Source organism: Nonomuraea sp. NPDC004702, assembly GCF_053601695.1.
In genome coordinates this window covers 90,541-108,320 of record NZ_JBSGCE010000014.1, presented here as the reverse complement: position 1 = coordinate 108,320, position 17,780 = coordinate 90,541, and the positions used below count along the sequence as shown (strand labels likewise).

The following is a 17,780-nucleotide window of genomic DNA, read 5'->3' as shown; positions in this document are numbered from 1 at the left end:
GGCTGGAGAGAGAGCCTGGTGACCTTGGGTCGCTAGGCTCTCTTTCTGTTTCACCGACACCTCCCGTCCCCCTAGGAGCCCCCCGTGTCCGCAGAAGCCGAGCCCAGGACCGCCGAGGAGGCCGACGCGCCCCAGGAGCCCGGTCCCGCCGAGGAGCAGGGGCCCGCCGAGGAGCCGGCGCCGTACGGGCTGCCGGGCAAGCCGTTCGCCCGCGGGCCGTTCCTGTTCGGGCTGGTGGGCGGGCTGGGCGTGCTGACCGCCATCGCGCTCGCGCAGATGATCGAGAAGTCGCTCAGCACGATCATCCTCATCGTCGTGGCGATGTTCCTGGCCGTGGGCCTCAACCCGGCGGTCGAGGCGTTGCAGCGGCGCGGCCTGGGCAGGCGGCCGGCGATCTCGATCGTGTTCACCGGGGTGGTCGTGGCGTTCGCGCTGTTCGGCCTGGCCGTGGTGCCGCCGGTCAGCCAGCAGTTGTCGGAGTTCATCGCGGCCGTGCCCGGCTACATCACCGACCTGAGCAACCATCCGACGGTCCGCCAGATCGAGGCCGAGTACCACGTGCTGGCGCAGGTGCGCCAGTTCGTGACCAGCACGCTCGGGCCCGCGCTGGCCAGCGGCATCATGGGCGCGGGTCTGGTGGTGCTCAACGGCGTGTTCACCACGGTGACGCTGCTGGTGCTCATGCTGTACTTCCTCGGCTCGCTGCACACGATCAAGGAGTACCTGCTCAAGCTCGTCCCGGCCTCGCGCCGGCCGCGCACGTCGGCCATCACCGAGCAGATCCTCACCGGCATCGGCGGCTACGTCGCGGGCAACGTGCTCATCTCGGTCATCGCGGGCGTGCTGACCTGGATCTTCCTGTCGATCGCCGGGGTGCAGTACGCGCTCGCGCTCGCCCTCGTCGTGGCCCTGACCGACCTGATCCCGCTGGTGGGCGCCACGATCGGCGCGGTGCTGGTCACCGGGGTCGCGCTGCTGCAGTCGCTGCCCGCCGGCATCGCCTGCGCCATCTTCTTCGTGGTCTACCAGCAGATCGAGAACTACTTCATCTACCCCAGGGTGATGAAGCGCTCGGTGGACGTGACGCCCGCCGTGACGGTGATCGCCGCGCTGTTCGGCGGCGCCCTGCTCGGCATCGTCGGAGCGTTGCTGGCGATCCCGGTGGCCGCCGCCATCGCGCTGATCATCCGGGAGATCGTGCTGCCCCGCCAAGCTCGGTCCTGAGGAACTCGGCCACCGTCGCGTTGAACGCCTCCGGCTGCTCGACCGCGCTCAGGTGACCGGCCTTGGGGATGACCTCCAGCCTGCCCTCGGGCGCGGCCCGCGCCATGGCCTCGGCGTCGGCGGGCGGTGACAGCTCGTCCTCCTCCCCCACGACGATCAGCAGGGGCACCTTCAGCTCGCCCAGCGTGCCGAAGGAGTCGGGACGCGCGGCCATGGCCCGTTGCGCCCAGGCCACGGCCCCCGGCGGGGCCGACTGCACCAGGCCCTTGACCCGGCCGAACACCATGGCCCTGCGTTCCTTGGTCGTGGGCCCGATGAGCGCCGGCAGCACCTCGCTGACCAGCACCTCGCTCCCCTCGTCCAGCACGGCGCGGGCGATGCGTTCCCGGTTGTCCCTGGCGGCGGGCGGGTCAGGGCTGGCCTTGGTGTCGGCCAGGACCACGCCCAGCACCCGGTCGGGATGCCGGCGGCAGAACGCCATGGTCACGTAGCCGCCCATCGACAACCCGCCGACCACCGCCCGGTCGATGCCCTCGTCGTCGAGCAGCCGGGCGACGTCGTCGGCCATCAGATCCAGGGAGGGCTCGTCGTCGCCCAGCCGGGAGCCGCCGAACCCGCGCAGGTCGGGGGTGATGACCCGGCAGACCGTCGACAGCCCTTCGCGTTGGGCCAGCCACATCGCCGACGACAGCGGGAACGCGTGAAGCAGCACAACCGGGAGTCCGCTCCCGGCCGATCTCGTGTAGAGCTGCACGGACCACACGGTAGCCGGGTTCACGGAGACATTCACTTATTGACCTATGCCGGTATACCGGGATAAGCCCGACCGCTTCCGGACATTGCCCTGTGGCGGCCCCAGCACGCACAATCCAGGCGAGGTGATAGCGATGGCCGGAATTCGTCCCGCCCTCCCCGACGCCACCAACAACGCCTTCCTGCAGGAGGCGCTGAACGAGGTCAACGCCCACCGGGCCAAACACCACGCGCCCCCGCTCACGATGGACCCGCTGCTGGTGGGGTACGCCAGGTCCAGGGCCGCCTCGCGCTCCGAGCACGAGGGCCTGAGCGCCGGGCACGACGGCCTGCGCGCGGGCACCGGCGAGAGCCTCTTCTGGCACCCCGGTGACGCCACCGCCGGGGACGCCGTCGCCGCCTGGCACGACCGGGCGGCCGGTGACGGCAGGGCGGAGGCCGCCGGCGACTTCGGCCGGCTCGTCCGGGCGGGCACGACCAGGATGGGCGCCGGGCGCGTGGCGGGCAACGGCGGCCGGTCGTTCGAGACGTACGTCGTCTTCGTGTTCGAGCCGCCGGGCGACGGGGCCGTCTGAGGGCCCCGGCGCACGAGGGATCAGCCGATCGCGGTGGCCCCGCCGTCGACGAACAGCACCTGCCCGGTCATGTACGCCGACGCCTCCCCGGCCAGGAACACGGCCGGCTGGGCCATCTCCTCCGGCGTGCCCCAGCGCCGCATGGGCACGCCCGCGACCGTGGCCGCGGCGGCGGCCTCGTCCTGCCACAGGTTGCGGTTGAGGTCGGTGGCCGTCCAGCCGGGGCACAGGGCGTTGACCCGGACGCCCGCCGGCGCCCACTCGGCCGCGAGCGTCTTGGTCAGGGCCACCAGCCCGGCCTTGGCGGCGGCGTACGGGGCGAGCAGCGGAGCGCCGCGCGCCGCCACCGAGGCCACGTTGATCACCGAGCCGGAGCCGCGGCCCAGCAGGTGGGGCGCGACGGCGTGGCAGACGGCCATGGCGGAGTCGAGGTTGAGCCGCATCAGCTTGTCCCAGCCGGACAGGCGCAGGTCCTTGAACTCGACCAGGAAGTTCGAGCCGCCGGCGTTGTTGACGACGACGTCGAGGTGCCCGAGGCCGTCGATCGAGGCGGCGACGGCCGCGGCGGCCGCCTCGCGGTCGGTGAGGTCGGCCGGGATCACGACGGCCCGCCTGCCGAGCGCCTGGACCTCCTTGGCCACCTCGGCGAGGGGCTCGGCCGACCTGCTGACCAGGGCGACGTCGGCGCCCGCCGCGGCGTAGGCGAGCGCGATGGCCCGCCCGATGCCCTTCGACGCCCCGGTGACCAGAGCCGTCCTGCCGGACAGGTCGAACGCGCCCACACTGCCTCCTCGCTCGGAACCGAACAAGATTCTACAAATCTTGCCCGGCCCGCGCTATGCCCGTACCGCCCCAAATCACGACAGGACGGGCGCCGCGGGCGCGGCCGGAGCCTGCGGCGCGGCCGGCAGCCTCGCCCCTCGCGGCAGCAGCGACTCGCACGCCCTGACCGCCGCCCCGTACGTCGCCGACAGCGCGTCCACCCGCTCGCCGTCGATGCTGAGGTTGATCAGCCCGTCCTCGGAGACGGTGACCCCGGGGAAGTCCGGCAGCCCGTGCGCGCGCACGCAGGCGGTGAACGCCTTCCCGCCGTCGCCCGGCCCGCTCTCCCCGTACGACGCCGCCGCCCCGCCCGCCACGGCGGCGAAGACCAGGGCGGCCAGGGCCACCCGCCTGATGGTCGAACCCTTCATGATGACTCCTCCGTCTCGTCCGACGCTCCCAGCGAACCCCGCACCCGGTTACCGCCCGGGAACGACGGCGGTTACCCCGCTGTAACCCCGCTCTGGGCATGCTGGGCGGACCATGAGGGTGCTGATCGTCGAAGACCACGAGGAGCTCGCCCACACCGTGGCCGCCGGCCTGCGCCGCGAGGGCATGGCCGTCGACGTGGCGCTGGACGGGCCCGCCGGGCTGGAACGCACGTCCGTCAACGACTACGACGTGGTCGTGCTCGACCGCGACCTGCCCGGCCTGCACGGCGACGACGTGTGCCGCAGCCTGGCCGCCGGCGGCCATCCGGCGCGCGTGCTGATGCTCACCGCCGCCGGGACCATCGACGACCGGGTGAGCGGGCTGGGCATCGGCGCCGACGACTACCTGCCCAAGCCGTTCGCGTTCGCCGAGCTGGTGGCCAGGATCCGGGCGCTGGCCAGGCGGGCGCGTCCGGCGCTGCCCGCGGTGCTGGTCCACGGCGGGCTGCGGCTCGACCCGGCCACGCGGGTGGCCACCCGCGACGGGCGCCGGCTGCCGCTCAGCCCTAAGGAGTTCGCGGTGCTGGAACTGCTGCTGTCGGCGGGCGGCGCGGTCGTCTCGGCCGAGCAGCTGCTCGAACGCGGCTGGGACGAGTTCGCCGACCCGTTCACCCAGACCGTGAAGGTCACGGTCAGCCGGTTGCGCCGCAAGCTCGGCGAGCCGCCGCTGATCGAGACCGTGCCGCAGGCCGGGTACCGGATGGCCGGCCCCGCGCGGGCACCGGACCCGGACGGAGGTGTCCCGGCGTGCGGCGGACCGTACGGCTGCGGCTGACGCTGCTCTACAGCGGCCTGTTCCTGGCCGCCGGGCTGCTGCTGGTCGCCCTGATCTACCTGCTGGTCGCGCACTCGCCGTTCCCGGCCGCGCCGGTCGCGCCCGTCCTGCCCGGCGGGCCCGGTCAGGTGGTGCCGCAGCCGCGGGTGGACGTGGCGTACCTGGCCGAGCAGCAGGCGGCCGGGCTGCGCAGGCTGCTGGTCAACTCGGTGATCGCCCTGGTGGTCATGGCGTTCGCGTCGGCGCTGCTGGGCCGGTTGACGGCCGGGCGGGTGCTGCGCCCGTTGCGGGACATGACGGCGACCGTCCGGCGCATCACGGCCGACCGGCTCGACCGGCGGCTGGCCGCCTCCGGCCCGGACGACGAGCTGAAGGAGCTGGCCGACACCTTCGACGACCTGCTCGACCGGCTGGAGGCCGCCTTCACCGCGCAACGCCGGTTCGTGGCCAACGCCTCCCACGAGCTGCGCACCCCGCTGACCCTGCAACGCGCCATGGCCGAGGTCGCGCTGGCCGACCCGGACGCCGGCGCCGCCGAGCTGCGCCACGTCCTCGACCGCCTGCTGGCGGCCGGCCGGCACCAGGAACGGCTCATCGAGGCGCTGCTCGTCCTGGCCAGGAGTCAGCAGGGGCTGGACCACCGGGAGCCGCTGGACCTGGCGGCCGTCGCCGGGCAGGCGCTCGACCGGCGGCCGGACTCCCCGCTGCGCGTCGAGGCGGCGCTGCGGCCCGCGCCCGCCTCCGGTGACCGCGCCCTGCTCGAACGCCTGGTCGTGAACCTGCTGGACAACGCGACACGGCACAACGTGCCGGACGGCTGGATCACGGTGGCCACCGGCGTGCGGGCGGGCCTGGCCACGCTCAGCGTCGCCAACAGCGGCCCGGTGATCCCGCCCGACCGGGTCGCGACGCTGCTCCAGCCGTTCCAGCGGCTGGCGGGCGGCCGCCGGGCGGTCGGCGACGGGCTGGGGCTCGGCCTGTCGATCGTCGCCGCCGTCGTCCAGGCCCATCACGGCACGCTGGAGGTGGTCGCGCGGCCGCAGGGCGGGCTGGAGGTGACCGTCAGATGTCCGTCGGCAGCGGGTACGCCGCCGGATTGACCCGCCGGACGATCTCGTTCAGCACGATCCGGACATAGGGCTCGCCCACCCACAGGTGCTTGGCGCCGTCGACCCCGATGACCTCGGCCTGCGGCACCCTGGCGAAACGCCGCCGGGCCTCCTCAGGACGCAGGTAGTCGTCGAACTCGGGCACCATCGCCACCAGCGGCCGGCCGAACCGGGCCCAGGCGTCGAGGTCGTCGTCGGTGGCCCTGTGGAGCGGCGGCGAGAGCAGGATCGCCCCCTCGACCAGGGGGTCGTGGGCCCACTTCAGGGTCAGCTCGGTGCCGAAGGACCAGCCCACCACCCACACCCGCGGCAGGTCGTTGAACTCGGCGTACTCCAGCGCCGCCGCCACGTCGAACCGCTCGCCCTCGCCGCCGTCGAACGCGCCCCCGGAGGTGCCGCGCTCGGAGCTGGTGCCGCGCGTGTTGAAGCGCAGCACGGCGAGGTCGGCGAGCGCGGGCAGCCGGTTGGCGGCCTTCTTGTAGACGTGGCTGTCCATGAACCCGCCGTGGGTGGGCAGCGGGTGCAGGGTCACCAGGGTCGCCACGGGCGGCCGGTCGAGGGGCTGGGCCAGCTCGCCGACCAGGGTCAGGCCGTCGGCCGTCTGCAGCTCGATCGGTTCACGCCTGGCGGGCAGCACGGTGGCCGCGCGAATCTCCACGGGGGTCCTCCTAGTAGCGGCTGCGGCCGGGGCCGCGGTCGAGTCTCTTGCGCCAGCAGGCCGGGTGCCAGTGGCGGCGCTCCTCGTCGCCGCCCGGCCAGTCGGGCCAGGCGACCAGGTGCGGCCTGCCGCCCAGGATCTCCTGGTCGCAGCCGGGGCAGCGGTAGGTCTTGGTCGAGGACGCGCCCGTGAGCATGCGCACCTTCCAGTCGCCGTCCGGCCATTGCTCCACCTTGTCGTTGCCGGTGGGAAGGCCGAGAGGGCGGGAGTCGTCCCTCCGGCGGGCGCGGCGGGGGCTCATGAGCGGGGGAACTCGCTGACACCGGCCGTGACGAGCTGGTCGAGCAGGGGGGCGGGGGCGAAGGCGGGCTCGCGGTACTCGGCGTACAGGGCCCGCAGGCCGTCGCGGACCCTGGCCAGGCCGAGGTAGCCCAGCATCTCGAACGGGCCGGCCGGGTAGCCGCAGCCCAACCGCATGGCGGCGTCGATGTCGGCGATGGAGGCGTAGCCGGCGTCGTACATGCGGACGGCGTCGTTGAGGTAGGGGAACAGCAGGGCGTCGGCCACGAACCCGGCCCGGTCCTTGCACGAGACGGGCACCAGCCCGGCCACCCGCATCAGGTCGCGCGCCGCCTTGGCGGCCCCGGGCGAGGTGAGCGCGGTGCCGGCCAGCTCGGCCACCTTGTCGCCGACGACGTGCACGCCGACCATCCTGGTGGGGTCGGACAGGCGCACGGCGTGCTCGATCACCGGACGGTCGGTGCAGCGCAGCACGGTGTCGGGCGCGTCGGACGGCCCGAACCCGGAGGCCCGCAACCGCTCACCGAGCCCGTGGACGTCGGGCCCGTCGATGCCGAACGTGATGACCGTGGACTTCTCCGGCTCCTTGGGCGGCTCCTGCGGCCCGTAGAAGCCGTGGCCGCTCTTGCGGCCGAGCCGCCCGGCGGTGACCAGTTCGCGCAGCAGCGGCGAGGGCGCGTGCCGGCGGTCGCGCGTCTCGTCGAACAGCACCTCCATCACCTCGTACGCGGTGTCGAGCCCGATCAGGTCGAGCAGCGTGAACGGCCCCATCGGCAGCCCCACGCCCAGCCGCATCGCGTCGTCGATGCCGTCGCGCGTGGCGATGCCCAGCTCCAGCAGGACGGCGGCGTGGTTCAGATAGGGCAGCAGCAGCCGGTTGACCACGAACCCGGCCCGGTCGCCCGCAGGTACGGCGGTCTTGCCCAGCCGCCCGGCCAGCTCGCAGATCTCGGAGACCACTCCGGGCGCGGTCACCACCGTGCCCACCACCTCGACCAGCCGCATCACCGGCGCCGGGTTGAAGAAGTGCATGCCGACCACGCGCCCGGGCCGGCCCGTGGCGGCGGCGACGGCGGTGACCGGCAGCGAGGAGGTGTTGGTGGCCAGCACCGTCTCGGGCTTGCAGATCCGGTCGAGGTCCTGGAACAGCGAGATCTTCAGGTCGAGCACCTCGGGGATCGCCTCGATCACGAGGTCGGCCTCGCGCAGGTCCTCGCGCGAGGTGGTCAGCGTGATGCGCCCCAGGATCTCGGCCCGCTGCCCGTCCGTCAGCTTGCCCCGGTCGGCCGCCCTGGCCGTGGAGCGCTCGACGTGCCCGCGCCCTCTGGCCAGCGCCTCGACGTCGGCCTCGACGCCGATCACCCGGAGCCCGGCACGCGCGAAGACTTCGGCGATCCCGGCGCCCATCGTGCCGAGCCCGACAACTCCCACCGTTTCAAACGCCATGCGACCAGTTTTCCAGAGCCGCTAAGGTGGACCGTCATGCGGCTGGTCATCGCGCGGTGCAGCGTGGATTACATCGGACGGCTCACGGCGCATCTGCCGATGGCGCCGAGGCTCGTCCTCATCAAGGCGGACGGGAGCGTCAGCATCCACGCCGACGACCGCGCCTTCAAACCGCTCAACTGGATGAACCCTCCGTGCAAGCTCAAGGAGGACGGCGAGACCTGGACGGTCACCCACGGCAAGACCGGCGAGAAGCTGGTCCTGACCATGGCGGAGATCATCCACGACTCCAGCCACGAGCTGGGCGTCGACCCCGGCCTGATCAAGGACGGCGTGGAGGCCCACCTCCAGGAGCTGCTGGCCGAGCACATCACGACCCTGGGCGAGGGCTACTCGCTGATCCGCCGCGAGTACATGACGGCCATCGGGCCGGTCGACATCCTGTGCCGCGACGCGCTGGGCGCGACGGTGGCCATCGAGATCAAGCGGCGCGGCGAGATCGACGGCGTCGAGCAGCTCACCCGCTACCTGGAGCTGCTCAACCGCGATCCGCTGCTCGCGCCGGTGCGCGGGGTGTTCGCGGCGCAGGAGATCAAGCCGCAGGCGCGCGTGCTGGCCGCCGACCGGGGCATCGACTGCGTCACCCTCGACTACGCCGCCCTGCGCGGCATCGAGCCGGAGAACCCGACCCTCTTCTAGCTCCTCCCGGCCTCGTAGCGGGCCGGGACTTCCCATGGTCTGACATTCCTGTGTTGACACGTCTCTTCTGGACGTTCTAGTTTCGACCTATCGAGATTGGAGTGTTCATGGACGTTCCCGCGTATCTCAGCGGCGACCTGGCGCCCGTCCCCGACGAGATCGAGGCGCACGACCTGGAGGTCACGGGCGCGCTGCCCGCCGAGCTGACCGGGCGCTACTTCCGCAACGGGCCCAACCCGCGGCCGGGCGAGGATCCCGGCCACTGGTTCGCCGGGCACGGCATGCTGCACGGCGTCCGGCTGCGGGACGGGCGGGCCGAGTGGTACCGCAACCGGTGGGTGCGGACCAGCAAGTTCACCGACGACGCGCCGTTCGTCTCCGACACCGGCGTCGACCTCGCCGCGGTGACCGCCAACACGCACGTCGTCCGGCACGCCGGGCGCATCCTGGCGCTCGTGGAGAACGGCCTGCCGCACGAGGTGACGCCCGAGCTGGCCACCGTGGGCCCGTGCGACTTCGGCGGACGGCTGACCACCGCGATGACCGCCCACCCCAAGCACGACCCGCTCACCGGCGAGCTGCACTTCTTCGGCTACGGCTACTTCCCGCCGTTCCTCACCTACCACAGGCTCTCGGCCGCCGGCGAGCTGGTGGAGAGCAGGGAGATCGAGGTGCCTGGGCCGACGATGATGCACGACTTCGCCGTCACCGAGCACCACCTGCTCTGGCTGGACCTGCCGGTGGTGTTCGACCTGAACCGCCGCGGCATGCCGTACGCGTGGGAGGACGACTACGGCGCCAGGATCGGCGTCACCCCCCGGACGGGCGGCCCGACCCGCTGGTTCGACGTCGACCCCTGCTACGTCTTCCACGTCGGCAACGCCTGGGAGGACGAGCGGGGGCGCGTCGTCCTGAACGCCGCCCGCTACTCCCCCGGCGCGTGGTCGGCCGTCTGGAAGCAGATCGGCGGCGCCGCCGACCCGGCCCGGCACGCGGGCGCCGCCGGCGCGGCCGCCCTGCACCGCTGGACCCTCGACCCGGCCACCGGCACGGCCACGGAGGAGGCGCTGGACGACCGCGGCGTGGAGTTCCCCACCTTCAACGAGGACCTGCTCGGCCGGCCCAGCCGCCACCTGTACACCGTGGGCGCCGACGCCGTCGTCAAGTACGACCTGCGCGACGGCTCCGCCCAGGTGAGGAAGACCGGCGGCGCCACCGGCGAGGCCGTGTTCGTGCCGGCCGAGGGCGCCGCGGGCGAGGACGAGGGGTGGCTGCTGTCGATCGTCACCTCCGGGGAGTCGTCCGAGCTGCTGGTGCTGGACGCGAGCGACCTGTCCGGCGTCGCGTCGGTGCGGCTGCCCAGGCGGGTGCCGGCGGGCTTCCACGGCTCGTGGTTCGCGGAGGGCTGACCGGTGGAGATCAGGCAGTCCGACGACTTCGACGCCGCCGGCGACGCGCTGGCCAGGGCCTTCCACGACGATCCGGTGGTCGGCTGGCTGCTGCCCGGCGGCCGCGGCGCGGCGGGGATGTTCACCACGATCGCCCGTCACATGCACGCGTTCACCGACACGGCGCTCAGCGGGGGCGGCGCCGTGGCGGGGGCCGCGCTGTGGGACCCGCCGGGCCACCGGCCCGACACGGAGGCGGGCGTGCCCGGCCTGGTGGCGGCCATGGGCGACCGGGTGCGCCAGGGCCTGCTGCTGGAGGAGGAGTTCGCCCGGCACAAGCCGGAAGGTCCCTACTGGTACCTGGCCCAGCTCGGCACCGTGCCCGAGCTCCAGGGCACCGGCGTGGGCGGCGCGCTGCTGCGCGCGGGCCTGGCCAGGTGCGGCGGCCTGCCCGTCTACCTGGAGAGCAGCAAGGAGTCGAACGTGCCCTTCTACGAGCGGTTCGGGTTCGCGGTCACCGAGCGGTTCACCCTGCCGGACGGGCCGCCGGTGTGGGGGATGCTGCGCCCGCCCCGGAGCTAGTAAGCGACGGCTTACCGGTTTATCGTGACGCCATGACCACGCTGACGTTCGACTCACTGAACCCGGCTACCGGCGAGGTCGTCGGCAGTCATCCCAAGAACGACGCCCAGGCCGTACGCGAGGCCGTGACCAGGGCCGAGACGGCCGCGGAGTGGTGGGCGGCCCTGCCCGCGGGCGAGCGCAGGCGCCGCCTGCTCGACTACAAGGCGGTCCTCACGCGGCGCCTGCGGGAGCTGGCCGCGCTGGTGCACGAGGAGACCGGCAAGCCGGTGGGCGACGCCACGCTGGAGATCGTGCTGGCCGTCACGCACCTCGACTGGGCGGCCCGCAACGCCGCCAAGGTGCTGGGCCGCCGCCGCGTGGCGACCGGCATGCTGGGGCTCAACCTGGCCGCCACCCTGGAATACCTGCCACTCGGCGTGGTCGGCGTGATCGGCCCGTGGAACTACCCGGTGTTCACCCCCATGGGGTCCATCGCGTACGCGCTGGCCGCCGGCAACGCGGTCGTGTTCAAGCCCAGCGAGCTCACCCCGGGCGTGGGCGTACGGCTGGCGGAGCTGTTCGCCGAGTCGGTGCCCGAGCAGCCGGTGTTGCAGACGGTGACCGGGCTCGGCGAGACCGGCGCGGCGCTGGCCGCCGACCCCCGGGTGCGGAAGGTGGCCTTCACCGGCTCGACCGCCACCGCCAAGCGGGTCATGGCGGCGTGCGCGGAGAACCTCACGCCCCTCGTGGCCGAGTGCGGCGGCAAGGACGCCTTCATCGTGGACGCCGACGCCGACCTGCCCGCCGCGGCCGACGCCTGCCTGTGGGGCGCGATGTCGAACGCGGGCCAGACCTGCGCGGGCGTCGAGCGGGTCTACGTGGTGGACGCGGTGTACGAGCCGTTCATGCGGGAGCTGTCGGAGCGGGCCGCCGAGGTCAAGGCCGGCCAGGACTACGGCCCGATCACCATGCCCGCCCAGATCGACATCATCCGGCGGCACATCGACGACGCCACCAAGTCCGGAAAAGTAGTGACCGGCGGCCCCGGCTCGGTCCGGGCGCCGTTCGTCGACCCGGTCATCGTGGCGGACGTGCCCGAGGACTCCCCGGCCGTGCGCGAGGAGACGTTCGGGCCGACGATCACCGTCCGGCGCACCCGCGACGCGCAGGAGGCGCTGGAGCTGGCCAACGCCTCGGCGTACGGGCTGGCGGGCACGATCTTCTCGCGGGACGCGCGCCGGGCGACGCGGCTGGCGCGGGCGATGCGTACCGGGATGACCGCCGTCAACTCGGTCATCTCCTTCGCCGGGGTGCCCGCGCTGCCGTTCGGCGGGGTCGGCGACTCGGGGTTCGGCCGCATCCACGGAGCCGACGGCCTACGCGAGTTCACCAGGCCGAAGGCGGTCTCCCGGCAGCGCTTCGCCCTGCCCGGCATGAACCTGACCTCCTTCAGGAGGGGCCCCGACGAGCTTGAGCGACTGATCAGGCTTGTCACGTTCTTGCACGGACGACGTAAAAGATAATCATCGCACTCTTTCCCAAATCCGATCATCCGTCCATAATTGTGTGCTCTGGGGGCCACGATCATGTTGGACGGGTGGAATGTGAACCGGTCTTACCGGGGAATGTCGGCTGAGCAAAGGCTGGCGGACAGACGCGAGCGGCTGATGACGGCCGCCTACACGCTATACGCGAAACCAGGTTTCGCGGCGACGACCATCGAAAGATTGTGCTCGGAGGCGCGGATCTCCAACCGCGCCTTCTACGAATGTTTCGGCGGCCGCGAGGAGTTGCTCCAGGCGCTGCACGAGCGGTGCGTGGAGGAAAGCCTCGCGGTTGTGGCCAAAGCGTTACAGGAGGCGCCGGCCACGCTTGACGGGAGAGTCAAGGCGGGGATTCGCGCCTATATCGAGTTCGCCGCCGCCGACTGGCGGCGGGCCCGCATCATGCACCTGGAGGTGCGCAGGTCGGGTGACGTCCTGACAGCCTCGCGTCAGCGGGCGGTGGACTCCTTCGCCCGGCTCGTGGAGGAGGCGTCGGCGGATTTCCCGCAGGCCCGCTCGCTGAAACGGCGCCTGGTGGCACTTGGCGTAATTGGCGCGCTGCAAGAGCTGCTGATCGAATGGATACTGGCCGACCAGCAGCCCGCCATCGACGATCTGGTCGAGGTGGCGGTGCACATCTTCATCCGCAGCCTCAGTCCGTCGTGACCCGCCGATTACCCGCAGTGATGGGGTCACAGAATAATCACTTTCACAGTTCTTTCCGAGTGCCCACGCCCGTGATAGCGGGCCAGCCGAAATCTACATTCCTTCTATATTCGGCTCGTGAAAGGGCACGGGCGACGGCTGATCGGCGCCCGGCCCCGATATGTGACCTCAGGCCACCGCGGCCGCGGGAACCTCGACGAGCAGGACCCGATTCAGCCGGGTCACCGCCAGGATCCGCATGATCCGCGGGGGCACCCCCCGAAGAACGAGGCGGCGTTGCACGCTGATCGCGCGCCGATGCGCCCCGACCAGCACCCCGAGCCCGGTGGCGTCGATCATCTCCAGCTTGGAGAGGTCGAGGATGAGGTCGCCCTCGCCGGCGTCGAGCGCGGCGTGCAGCCGCTCGCGCACGCCGGCCGACGTGCCGGCGTCGAGCCGGGCACCGATCCGCACCGTCTGGCCTCGTGGATTGCGCCGGACGCGCATGCCACCTCCTCAATCACGCACACGGCGTGTGGTCGCCGGGATCGAAACCCCCGCTCTCCTCCCCTACCCATCTATCGGGAGTGACACGACAGCCGTCAGCAGGAACTGTCCGTCGCCGGTGGGACGGGCCGTCATGCGCCCGCCCACGGCGGCCAGCCGCTCGCCCATGCCGGTCAGCCCGCTGCCCAGGTCGTCGGCCTGCCTGCGGGCCACGCCGTCGTTGCGCACCGCCAGTTCCGCCTCCTGGTCGGTGAAGCGCAGGGTGATGTCGCAGAAGGTCGCGGCGCTGTGCTTCAGCACGTTCGTGACCGCCTCACGCACCGCGTAGGCGAACACCGGCGCGACCCCGTGGGGCAACTCGCGGTGCGGCAGGCGCACCTCGCAGCGGACGCCGGCCGCTTCGAGCACTCCCTTCACGCTATTCAGCTCAGCGGTCAAGTCAAGTTCGCGGTAGCCGCGCACGGCCTGGCGCAGCTCGCGCAGGGCCTTGCGGGTCAGCGCGTTCACCTCCGCCATCTCGTCCCTGGCGGCCTTGCCGTCGGCGTCGGCCAGGCGTACGGCCAGCTCGGTCTTGACGGCGATGGCGGACAACTGGTGGCCGACGAGGTCGTGCAGGTCCCTGGCGAAGCGCAGCCGCTCCTCGGCCAGCGCCAGCCGGGTGTGCGCCTCGCGGCCGTCGTGGGCCTGCACGGCCAGCGACCAGATCCAGGCCCACATCCTGTTCGTGCCGGGCAGCGCCGCGGCCCAGAAGACGTCGAGGACGGTGATGACGAGCAGCGAGACGAGGAAGGAGTCACCGTCCAGCGCCAGCAGGCTCGTCCCGGTCAGCATGGACAGCACGCCGAGCCCGACGCAGGCCGCGCACGTCGCCGCGCCCAGCGCCAGCGCCCGGCGCGCGGGCAGCCCGATCACCACCACCGACAGCCAGACCATGGGCACGAACCCCCAGCCCATCGGGTCGGCCCCGCCGAGCACCGCCGCCAGGAACGCCAGAGCGCCGGTCCACACGACCTCCCTCGTGGGATACCGGCGCTCCATGACCGCGGCGACGACGCGTACGTAGAGCCAGGTGAAGGCGAGCGCCGCGATCGTCGCGAGCAGCAGGCGCGGCCAGCCGGCCGCCCCCGAGCCGAGGCTGAACACCGTCGCCATGATCACGATCAGCCACATGATCACGAGCGTCGAGTTCAGCATCCCGCGGGCCAGCCGCCGCGCCCGCGTGATCGCGTCCATCTAGCCCGCGCGCAGCACGTCGCCGAGCTTCAGCCGGGCGCCCGTGCGCAGCACCGCCCGCTCGTAGACCTTGGCGCCGAACGACAACACCGCCAGCACGGCCACGGCCATCGCCGCCATGGACGCCGCCACCTGCCACATCGGCACGTCGGCCGCCGCCATCCGGACCGGCATGATCATCGAGGAGAACGGCGGGATGTAGGACATCACCGTGGCCAGCGTGCCCGTGGGATCGTTGGTGGCGTAGAAGGCCACGAAGTACGTGACCATGATGAGCATGGTCAGCGGCGACATCACGCTGCTCACCTCCTCCTGGCGGGAGACCAGCGACGCGAACGCGGCCGCGAGCGTGGCGAAGAAGGCGTACCCGAGCACGAACCAGACCAGGACGGCGACCACCAGCCCCGGCACGCCCGGCGGGAAGTCCGCGGCGAACCCCGACACCGACGTGGCGACCAGGCCGACGGCGAGGATGGTGAGCAGGTTGATCAGCCCGAGCACGCCCAGCCCGACGATCTTGCCGCCGAGCAGCTGCCACGGGCGCACCGCCGCGAGCAGGATCTCCACGATCCTGCTGCCCTTCTCCTCCACCACGCCCATCGCCACCATCATGACCTGGCCCATGAGCAACATGAACAGGACGAGCACCAGCACCACGGCGATGCCGGTCCTGGCCGCCTGGTAGCGGGTGTCCACGCCCACGGAGACCATCTGCAGCGGCGGGATCGTCACCCCGGCCGCGCCGAGCCGCATCTCCCGGTTGGTGCTCTGCATGAGCACGCCGAGCTTGCTGTCGATCTCGCCGTCGGTGAGCACCTTGTCGCCGTTGACCAGCACCGCGTCCACGTCACCGGCCAGCACGGCCTTCTTGGCCGCGGCCTCGTCGGGGAAGGAGCGCCACTCGAACTCGGCGTCCGGCGCGGCGGCCTTCAGCGGGAGCTGCTGGGAGTTGACCGTGCCCAGCGTGTACGAGTCGTTCCCGCCCATGATCTTCGGCGCGAAGGAGACGGCCGCCACCAGCAGCGCGGTCACCAGCAGGCCGACCAGGAACGTCTTCGTGCGCACCTGCGTGACGATCTCGCGGCGGGCGACCAGCATCAGTCCGTTCACGCCACGGCCTCCTTGAAGATCTCGGTGAGGGTCGGCTGCTCGACCCCGAAGTGCTCGACGCGGCCCGCCTTCATGGCGCGGCGCAGGATCTCCTGGTCGTCGCCCTCGGTCGTCCGCAGGGTGTGCAGGTCGCCGTGGACGGTCACCGTGCCCGGCAGGCCGTCGGCCCAGCCCGGGGCGGGGTCGCGGACCTCCACGCGCAACGTGTCGCCCTCGGCGGCGCGCAGCTCGGCCACCGTGCCCGTCGCGACCATTCGGCCGCCGGAGACGATGCCCACCGAGTCGCACAGCCGCTCCACCAGGTCGAGCTGGTGGCTGGAGAAGATCACCGGCACGCCGCTCCTGCAGCGTTCCTGGAGCGCCCCGGCCAGGGCGTCCACGGCGAGAGGGTCGAGCCCCGAGAACGGCTCGTCCAGGACCAGCGCCTCGGGGTCGTGCACCAGCGCCACGGCGAGCTGCACGCGCTGCTGGTTGCCCAGCGACAGCGTCTGCACCGCGTCGCCCCTGCGCTCGGTCAGCCCCAGCCGCTCGATGAGCTCGTCGGCGGCCTTCTTCGCCGCCGCCGGGGCGAGCCCGTGCAACCGGCCGAAGTACTCGATCTGCTCGCTGACCCGCATCTTCTGGTACAGCCCGCGCTCCTCGGGCATGTAACCGAACCGCGTGCGGTCGTCGTAGCCCAGCGCGCGGTCCCGCCAGCGCACCGAGCCGGAGTCGGCCTGGAGCACGCCCATGACGATGCGCATCGTCGTCGTCTTGCCCGCACCGTTCGCGCCCACGAAGCCGTACATCTCGCCCGGACGTACCGTGAAGCTGATCCCATCCAGGGCGACCTTGCCGCCGGGGTTGTCGGGACCGCCCGCGAAGCGCTTGCGCAGCTCGCTGATCTCGAGCATCAGGTCCTCTCTCTCGTCATGGGTAGATTGTGGCTTTGGCGGCGTTCGCCCTGGTAGTCGTGGAAATCATGGACGCGACATGGAAAGCGCGTCCCGTTCGGATGACATTTGTCATTACGCTGGGCTCATGACGCGTGCCGACAAGGACAAGCCCGTCGTCCTCTCCCGCATCTACACCCGTACGGGCGACGACGGCACCACGAACCTGAGCGACATGAGCCGCGCGGCCAAGACCGACACCCGGCTGGCCGCCTACGCCGACGTCGAGGAGGCCAACGCCTGCCTGGGCCTGGCCCTGTCCCACGGCACTCTGTCCGCCGACCTCGTGGCGCTCCTCGTGCGCATCCAGAACGAGCTGTTCGACGTGGGGGCCGACCTGGCCACACCGGTGGTGGAGGAGCCGGAGTTCCCGCCGCTGCGGGTGGAGCAGTCCTACATCGACCGGCTGGAGGAGCAGTGCGACCGGCTCAACGCCGAGCTCCAGCCGCTGCGCAGCTTCATCCTGCCCGGCGGCGACCCCGCCACGGCCGCGCTGCACCTGGCCCGGGTGACCGTACGCCGGGCCGAGCGCACCACGTGGGCGGCGCTTGAGGCCCACGACGACGTCAACCCGCTGACCGCCAAATACCTCAACAGGCTCTCCGACCTGCTCTTCATCGCCTGCCGGATCGCCCACGGCGGCAACGAGATCCTCTGGAAGCCCGGCGGCACCCGCTAGGCGACGTCGAGGTACGCGCTGGGCGGCGCCGACTCCAGCCAGGCGAGGAAGCCGGTGAGGGCGTCGGCGCTCATCGCCAGCGACAACCCGCGCGTCGTGCCGCCGCAGTCGACGGCGTAGAGGCCGCCGTCGATCTCACGACGGGCGGAAACGACGAGGCCGCGCCTCGCGATCGCGTGGCGCGGCCTCAGTCGGACGCCCATGAGCGGAATCCAGTGGAGCTCACCGTCGGCGTAGCGGGCCACCCCGCTCTGCCACCCTCGGCTGCCCACTTTCAGCCGGCAGGGTACGCTGCCGCGCGAACGGGCGAGCGTCACCCCTCGAAGGACCACGAGGGCGACCAGCAGCAACAACAAAACCGAAACCGTCGCCACCATGGCCGCCCC

20 protein-coding genes and 1 pseudogene are annotated in these 17,780 nt (G+C 72.1%); 10 read left to right on the top strand and 11 right to left on the bottom strand.

The window, feature by feature from the left end:
• Positions 1–84 precede the first annotated feature (84 nt).
• Positions 85–1,224, top strand: a complete 1,140-nt coding sequence (locus ACWEJ6_RS19545) for an AI-2E family transporter (RefSeq protein ID WP_452425133.1) — start codon at positions 85–87, stop codon at positions 1,222–1,224.
• Here the strand turns inward: ACWEJ6_RS19545 and ACWEJ6_RS19540 are convergent.
• Positions 1,184–1,936, bottom strand: a complete 753-nt coding sequence (locus tag ACWEJ6_RS19540; RefSeq protein WP_452425131.1) for an alpha/beta fold hydrolase — start codon at positions 1,934–1,936, stop codon at positions 1,184–1,186. The two genes, ACWEJ6_RS19545 and ACWEJ6_RS19540, sit on opposite strands and share 41 nt — an antisense overlap.
• 175 nt (positions 1,937–2,111) lie before the next feature.
• Between ACWEJ6_RS19540 and ACWEJ6_RS19535 the strand changes: the two genes are divergently transcribed.
• Positions 2,112–2,552: a CAP domain-containing protein gene (locus tag ACWEJ6_RS19535; RefSeq protein WP_452425129.1), complete on the top strand. Its 441-nt coding sequence runs from the start codon at positions 2,112–2,114 to the stop codon at positions 2,550–2,552.
• 20 nt (positions 2,553–2,572) lie between these two features.
• Here ACWEJ6_RS19535 and ACWEJ6_RS19530 read toward each other — a convergent pair whose 3' ends face one another.
• Together ACWEJ6_RS19530 and ACWEJ6_RS19525 are read right to left on the bottom strand one after the other, a co-directional pair.
• Positions 2,573–3,334: an SDR family NAD(P)-dependent oxidoreductase gene (locus ACWEJ6_RS19530; protein WP_358283475.1), complete on the bottom strand. Its 762-nt coding sequence runs from the start codon at positions 3,332–3,334 to the stop codon at positions 2,573–2,575.
• A gap of 75 nt (positions 3,335–3,409) precedes the next feature.
• Entirely contained in the window at positions 3,410–3,745 is a 336-nt protein-coding gene (locus tag ACWEJ6_RS19525; RefSeq protein WP_352350034.1) for a hypothetical protein, read from the bottom strand.
• Between the two features lie 112 nt (positions 3,746–3,857).
• Between ACWEJ6_RS19525 and ACWEJ6_RS19520 the strand changes: the two are divergent.
• Both ACWEJ6_RS19520 and ACWEJ6_RS19515 read left to right on the top strand, forming a co-directional pair.
• Positions 3,858–4,508, top strand: a pseudogene (locus tag ACWEJ6_RS19520) (response regulator transcription factor); the annotation flags it as partial.
• A gap of 44 nt (positions 4,509–4,552) precedes the next feature.
• Positions 4,553–5,680, top strand: coding sequence for a sensor histidine kinase (locus tag ACWEJ6_RS19515; protein WP_452425126.1), 1,128 nt, complete (start codon positions 4,553–4,555; stop codon positions 5,678–5,680).
• On the opposite strand, the gene ACWEJ6_RS19510 is transcribed toward ACWEJ6_RS19515, so the two are convergent.
• Genes ACWEJ6_RS19510 through ACWEJ6_RS19500 form a run of 3 tightly spaced genes read right to left on the bottom strand, consistent with a single transcriptional unit; the run spans position 5,643 to position 8,093 of the window.
• A complete protein-coding gene (locus ACWEJ6_RS19510; RefSeq protein ID WP_352324290.1) occupies positions 5,643–6,347 on the bottom strand; it encodes an alpha/beta hydrolase in 705 nt (234 codons plus the stop codon). The genes ACWEJ6_RS19515 and ACWEJ6_RS19510 overlap by 38 nt on opposite strands.
• 10 nt (positions 6,348–6,357) lie before the next feature.
• Positions 6,358–6,648 carry an ATP/GTP-binding protein gene (locus ACWEJ6_RS19505; protein WP_387667978.1) on the bottom strand — a complete coding sequence of 97 codons (291 nt, stop codon included), beginning with the start codon at positions 6,646–6,648 and terminating at the stop codon, positions 6,358–6,360.
• Positions 6,645–8,093, bottom strand: a complete 1,449-nt coding sequence (locus ACWEJ6_RS19500; protein WP_452425123.1) for a 3-hydroxyacyl-CoA dehydrogenase family protein — start codon at positions 8,091–8,093, stop codon at positions 6,645–6,647. Before ACWEJ6_RS19500 ends, ACWEJ6_RS19505 begins: the two co-directional genes overlap by 4 nt.
• A gap of 36 nt (positions 8,094–8,129) precedes the next feature.
• On the opposite strand from ACWEJ6_RS19500, the gene nucS reads away from it, so the two are divergent.
• The 5 genes from nucS to ACWEJ6_RS19475 all read left to right on the top strand — a co-directional run bounded on the left by nucS (position 8,130) and on the right by ACWEJ6_RS19475 (position 12,954).
• Positions 8,130–8,792: an endonuclease NucS gene (gene nucS, locus ACWEJ6_RS19495; RefSeq protein WP_358283463.1), complete on the top strand. Its 663-nt coding sequence runs from the start codon at positions 8,130–8,132 to the stop codon at positions 8,790–8,792.
• A 107-nt stretch (positions 8,793–8,899) separates the two neighbouring features.
• Positions 8,900–10,201, top strand: a complete 1,302-nt coding sequence (locus tag ACWEJ6_RS19490) for a carotenoid oxygenase family protein (protein ID WP_452425121.1) — start codon at positions 8,900–8,902, stop codon at positions 10,199–10,201.
• A gap of 3 nt (positions 10,202–10,204) precedes the next feature.
• Complete coding sequence (locus ACWEJ6_RS19485) at positions 10,205–10,762, top strand: GNAT family N-acetyltransferase (RefSeq protein WP_452425119.1); 558 nt, start codon at positions 10,205–10,207, stop codon at positions 10,760–10,762.
• A gap of 32 nt (positions 10,763–10,794) precedes the next feature.
• Complete coding sequence (locus ACWEJ6_RS19480; RefSeq protein WP_387667993.1) at positions 10,795–12,267, top strand: aldehyde dehydrogenase family protein; 1,473 nt, start codon at positions 10,795–10,797, stop codon at positions 12,265–12,267.
• A gap of 144 nt (positions 12,268–12,411) precedes the next feature.
• Complete coding sequence (locus ACWEJ6_RS19475) at positions 12,412–12,954, top strand: TetR/AcrR family transcriptional regulator (RefSeq protein ID WP_387667996.1); 543 nt, start codon at positions 12,412–12,414, stop codon at positions 12,952–12,954.
• 168 nt (positions 12,955–13,122) lie between these two features.
• Here ACWEJ6_RS19475 and ACWEJ6_RS19470 read toward each other — a convergent pair whose 3' ends face one another.
• The 4 genes from ACWEJ6_RS19470 to ACWEJ6_RS19455 all read right to left on the bottom strand — a co-directional run bounded on the left by ACWEJ6_RS19470 (position 13,123) and on the right by ACWEJ6_RS19455 (position 16,676).
• Entirely contained in the window at positions 13,123–13,440 is a 318-nt protein-coding gene (locus ACWEJ6_RS19470) for an STAS domain-containing protein (RefSeq protein ID WP_352350014.1), read from the bottom strand.
• A 63-nt stretch (positions 13,441–13,503) separates the two neighbouring features.
• Entirely contained in the window at positions 13,504–14,673 is a 1,170-nt protein-coding gene (locus tag ACWEJ6_RS19465; RefSeq protein ID WP_452425116.1) for a sensor histidine kinase, read from the bottom strand.
• Positions 14,674–15,783: an ABC transporter permease gene (locus tag ACWEJ6_RS19460; RefSeq protein WP_397218612.1), complete on the bottom strand. Its 1,110-nt coding sequence runs from the start codon at positions 15,781–15,783 to the stop codon at positions 14,674–14,676.
• On the bottom strand, positions 15,780–16,676 hold the full coding sequence (locus tag ACWEJ6_RS19455) for an ABC transporter ATP-binding protein (RefSeq protein WP_352350010.1): 897 nt from the start codon (positions 16,674–16,676) through the stop codon (positions 15,780–15,782). The genes ACWEJ6_RS19460 and ACWEJ6_RS19455 overlap by 4 nt, the downstream gene beginning before the upstream one ends.
• A 127-nt stretch (positions 16,677–16,803) precedes the next feature.
• Between ACWEJ6_RS19455 and ACWEJ6_RS19450 the strand changes: the two genes are divergently transcribed.
• The gene (locus ACWEJ6_RS19450) at positions 16,804–17,394 is read left to right on the top strand and encodes a cob(I)yrinic acid a,c-diamide adenosyltransferase (RefSeq protein WP_364324800.1); all 591 of its coding nucleotides are present in this window, start codon (positions 16,804–16,806) and stop codon (positions 17,392–17,394) included.
• Here the strand turns inward: ACWEJ6_RS19450 and ACWEJ6_RS19445 are convergent.
• The gene (locus ACWEJ6_RS19445) at positions 17,391–17,771 is read right to left on the bottom strand and encodes a DUF2550 domain-containing protein (RefSeq protein WP_358283445.1); all 381 of its coding nucleotides are present in this window, start codon (positions 17,769–17,771) and stop codon (positions 17,391–17,393) included. The genes ACWEJ6_RS19450 and ACWEJ6_RS19445 overlap by 4 nt on opposite strands.
• Positions 17,772–17,780: the final 9 nt, after the last annotated feature.

Coding starts and splice junctions, on each gene's coding strand:
- ACWEJ6_RS19535 (WP_452425129.1), top strand. CDS start 2,112: ATGGCCGGAATTCGTCCCGCCCTCCCCGACGCCACCAACAACGCCTTC.
- ACWEJ6_RS19525 (WP_352350034.1), bottom strand. CDS start 3,745: ATGAAGGGTTCGACCATCAGGCGGGTGGCCCTGGCCGCCCTGGTCTTC.
- ACWEJ6_RS19505 (WP_387667978.1), bottom strand. CDS start 6,648: ATGAGCCCCCGCCGCGCCCGCCGGAGGGACGACTCCCGCCCTCTCGGC.
- ACWEJ6_RS19500 (WP_452425123.1), bottom strand. CDS start 8,093: ATGGCGTTTGAAACGGTGGGAGTTGTCGGGCTCGGCACGATGGGCGCC.
- nucS (WP_358283463.1), top strand. CDS start 8,130: ATGCGGCTGGTCATCGCGCGGTGCAGCGTGGATTACATCGGACGGCTC.
- ACWEJ6_RS19490 (WP_452425121.1), top strand. CDS start 8,900: ATGGACGTTCCCGCGTATCTCAGCGGCGACCTGGCGCCCGTCCCCGAC.
- ACWEJ6_RS19480 (WP_387667993.1), top strand. CDS start 10,795: ATGACCACGCTGACGTTCGACTCACTGAACCCGGCTACCGGCGAGGTC.
- ACWEJ6_RS19475 (WP_387667996.1), top strand. CDS start 12,412: ATGACGGCCGCCTACACGCTATACGCGAAACCAGGTTTCGCGGCGACG.
- ACWEJ6_RS19470 (WP_352350014.1), bottom strand. CDS start 13,440: ATGCGCGTCCGGCGCAATCCACGAGGCCAGACGGTGCGGATCGGTGCC.
- ACWEJ6_RS19465 (WP_452425116.1), bottom strand. CDS start 14,673: ATGGACGCGATCACGCGGGCGCGGCGGCTGGCCCGCGGGATGCTGAAC.
- ACWEJ6_RS19455 (WP_352350010.1), bottom strand. CDS start 16,676: ATGCTCGAGATCAGCGAGCTGCGCAAGCGCTTCGCGGGCGGTCCCGAC.
- ACWEJ6_RS19450 (WP_364324800.1), top strand. CDS start 16,804: ATGACGCGTGCCGACAAGGACAAGCCCGTCGTCCTCTCCCGCATCTAC.
- ACWEJ6_RS19445 (WP_358283445.1), bottom strand. CDS start 17,771: ATGGTGGCGACGGTTTCGGTTTTGTTGTTGCTGCTGGTCGCCCTCGTG.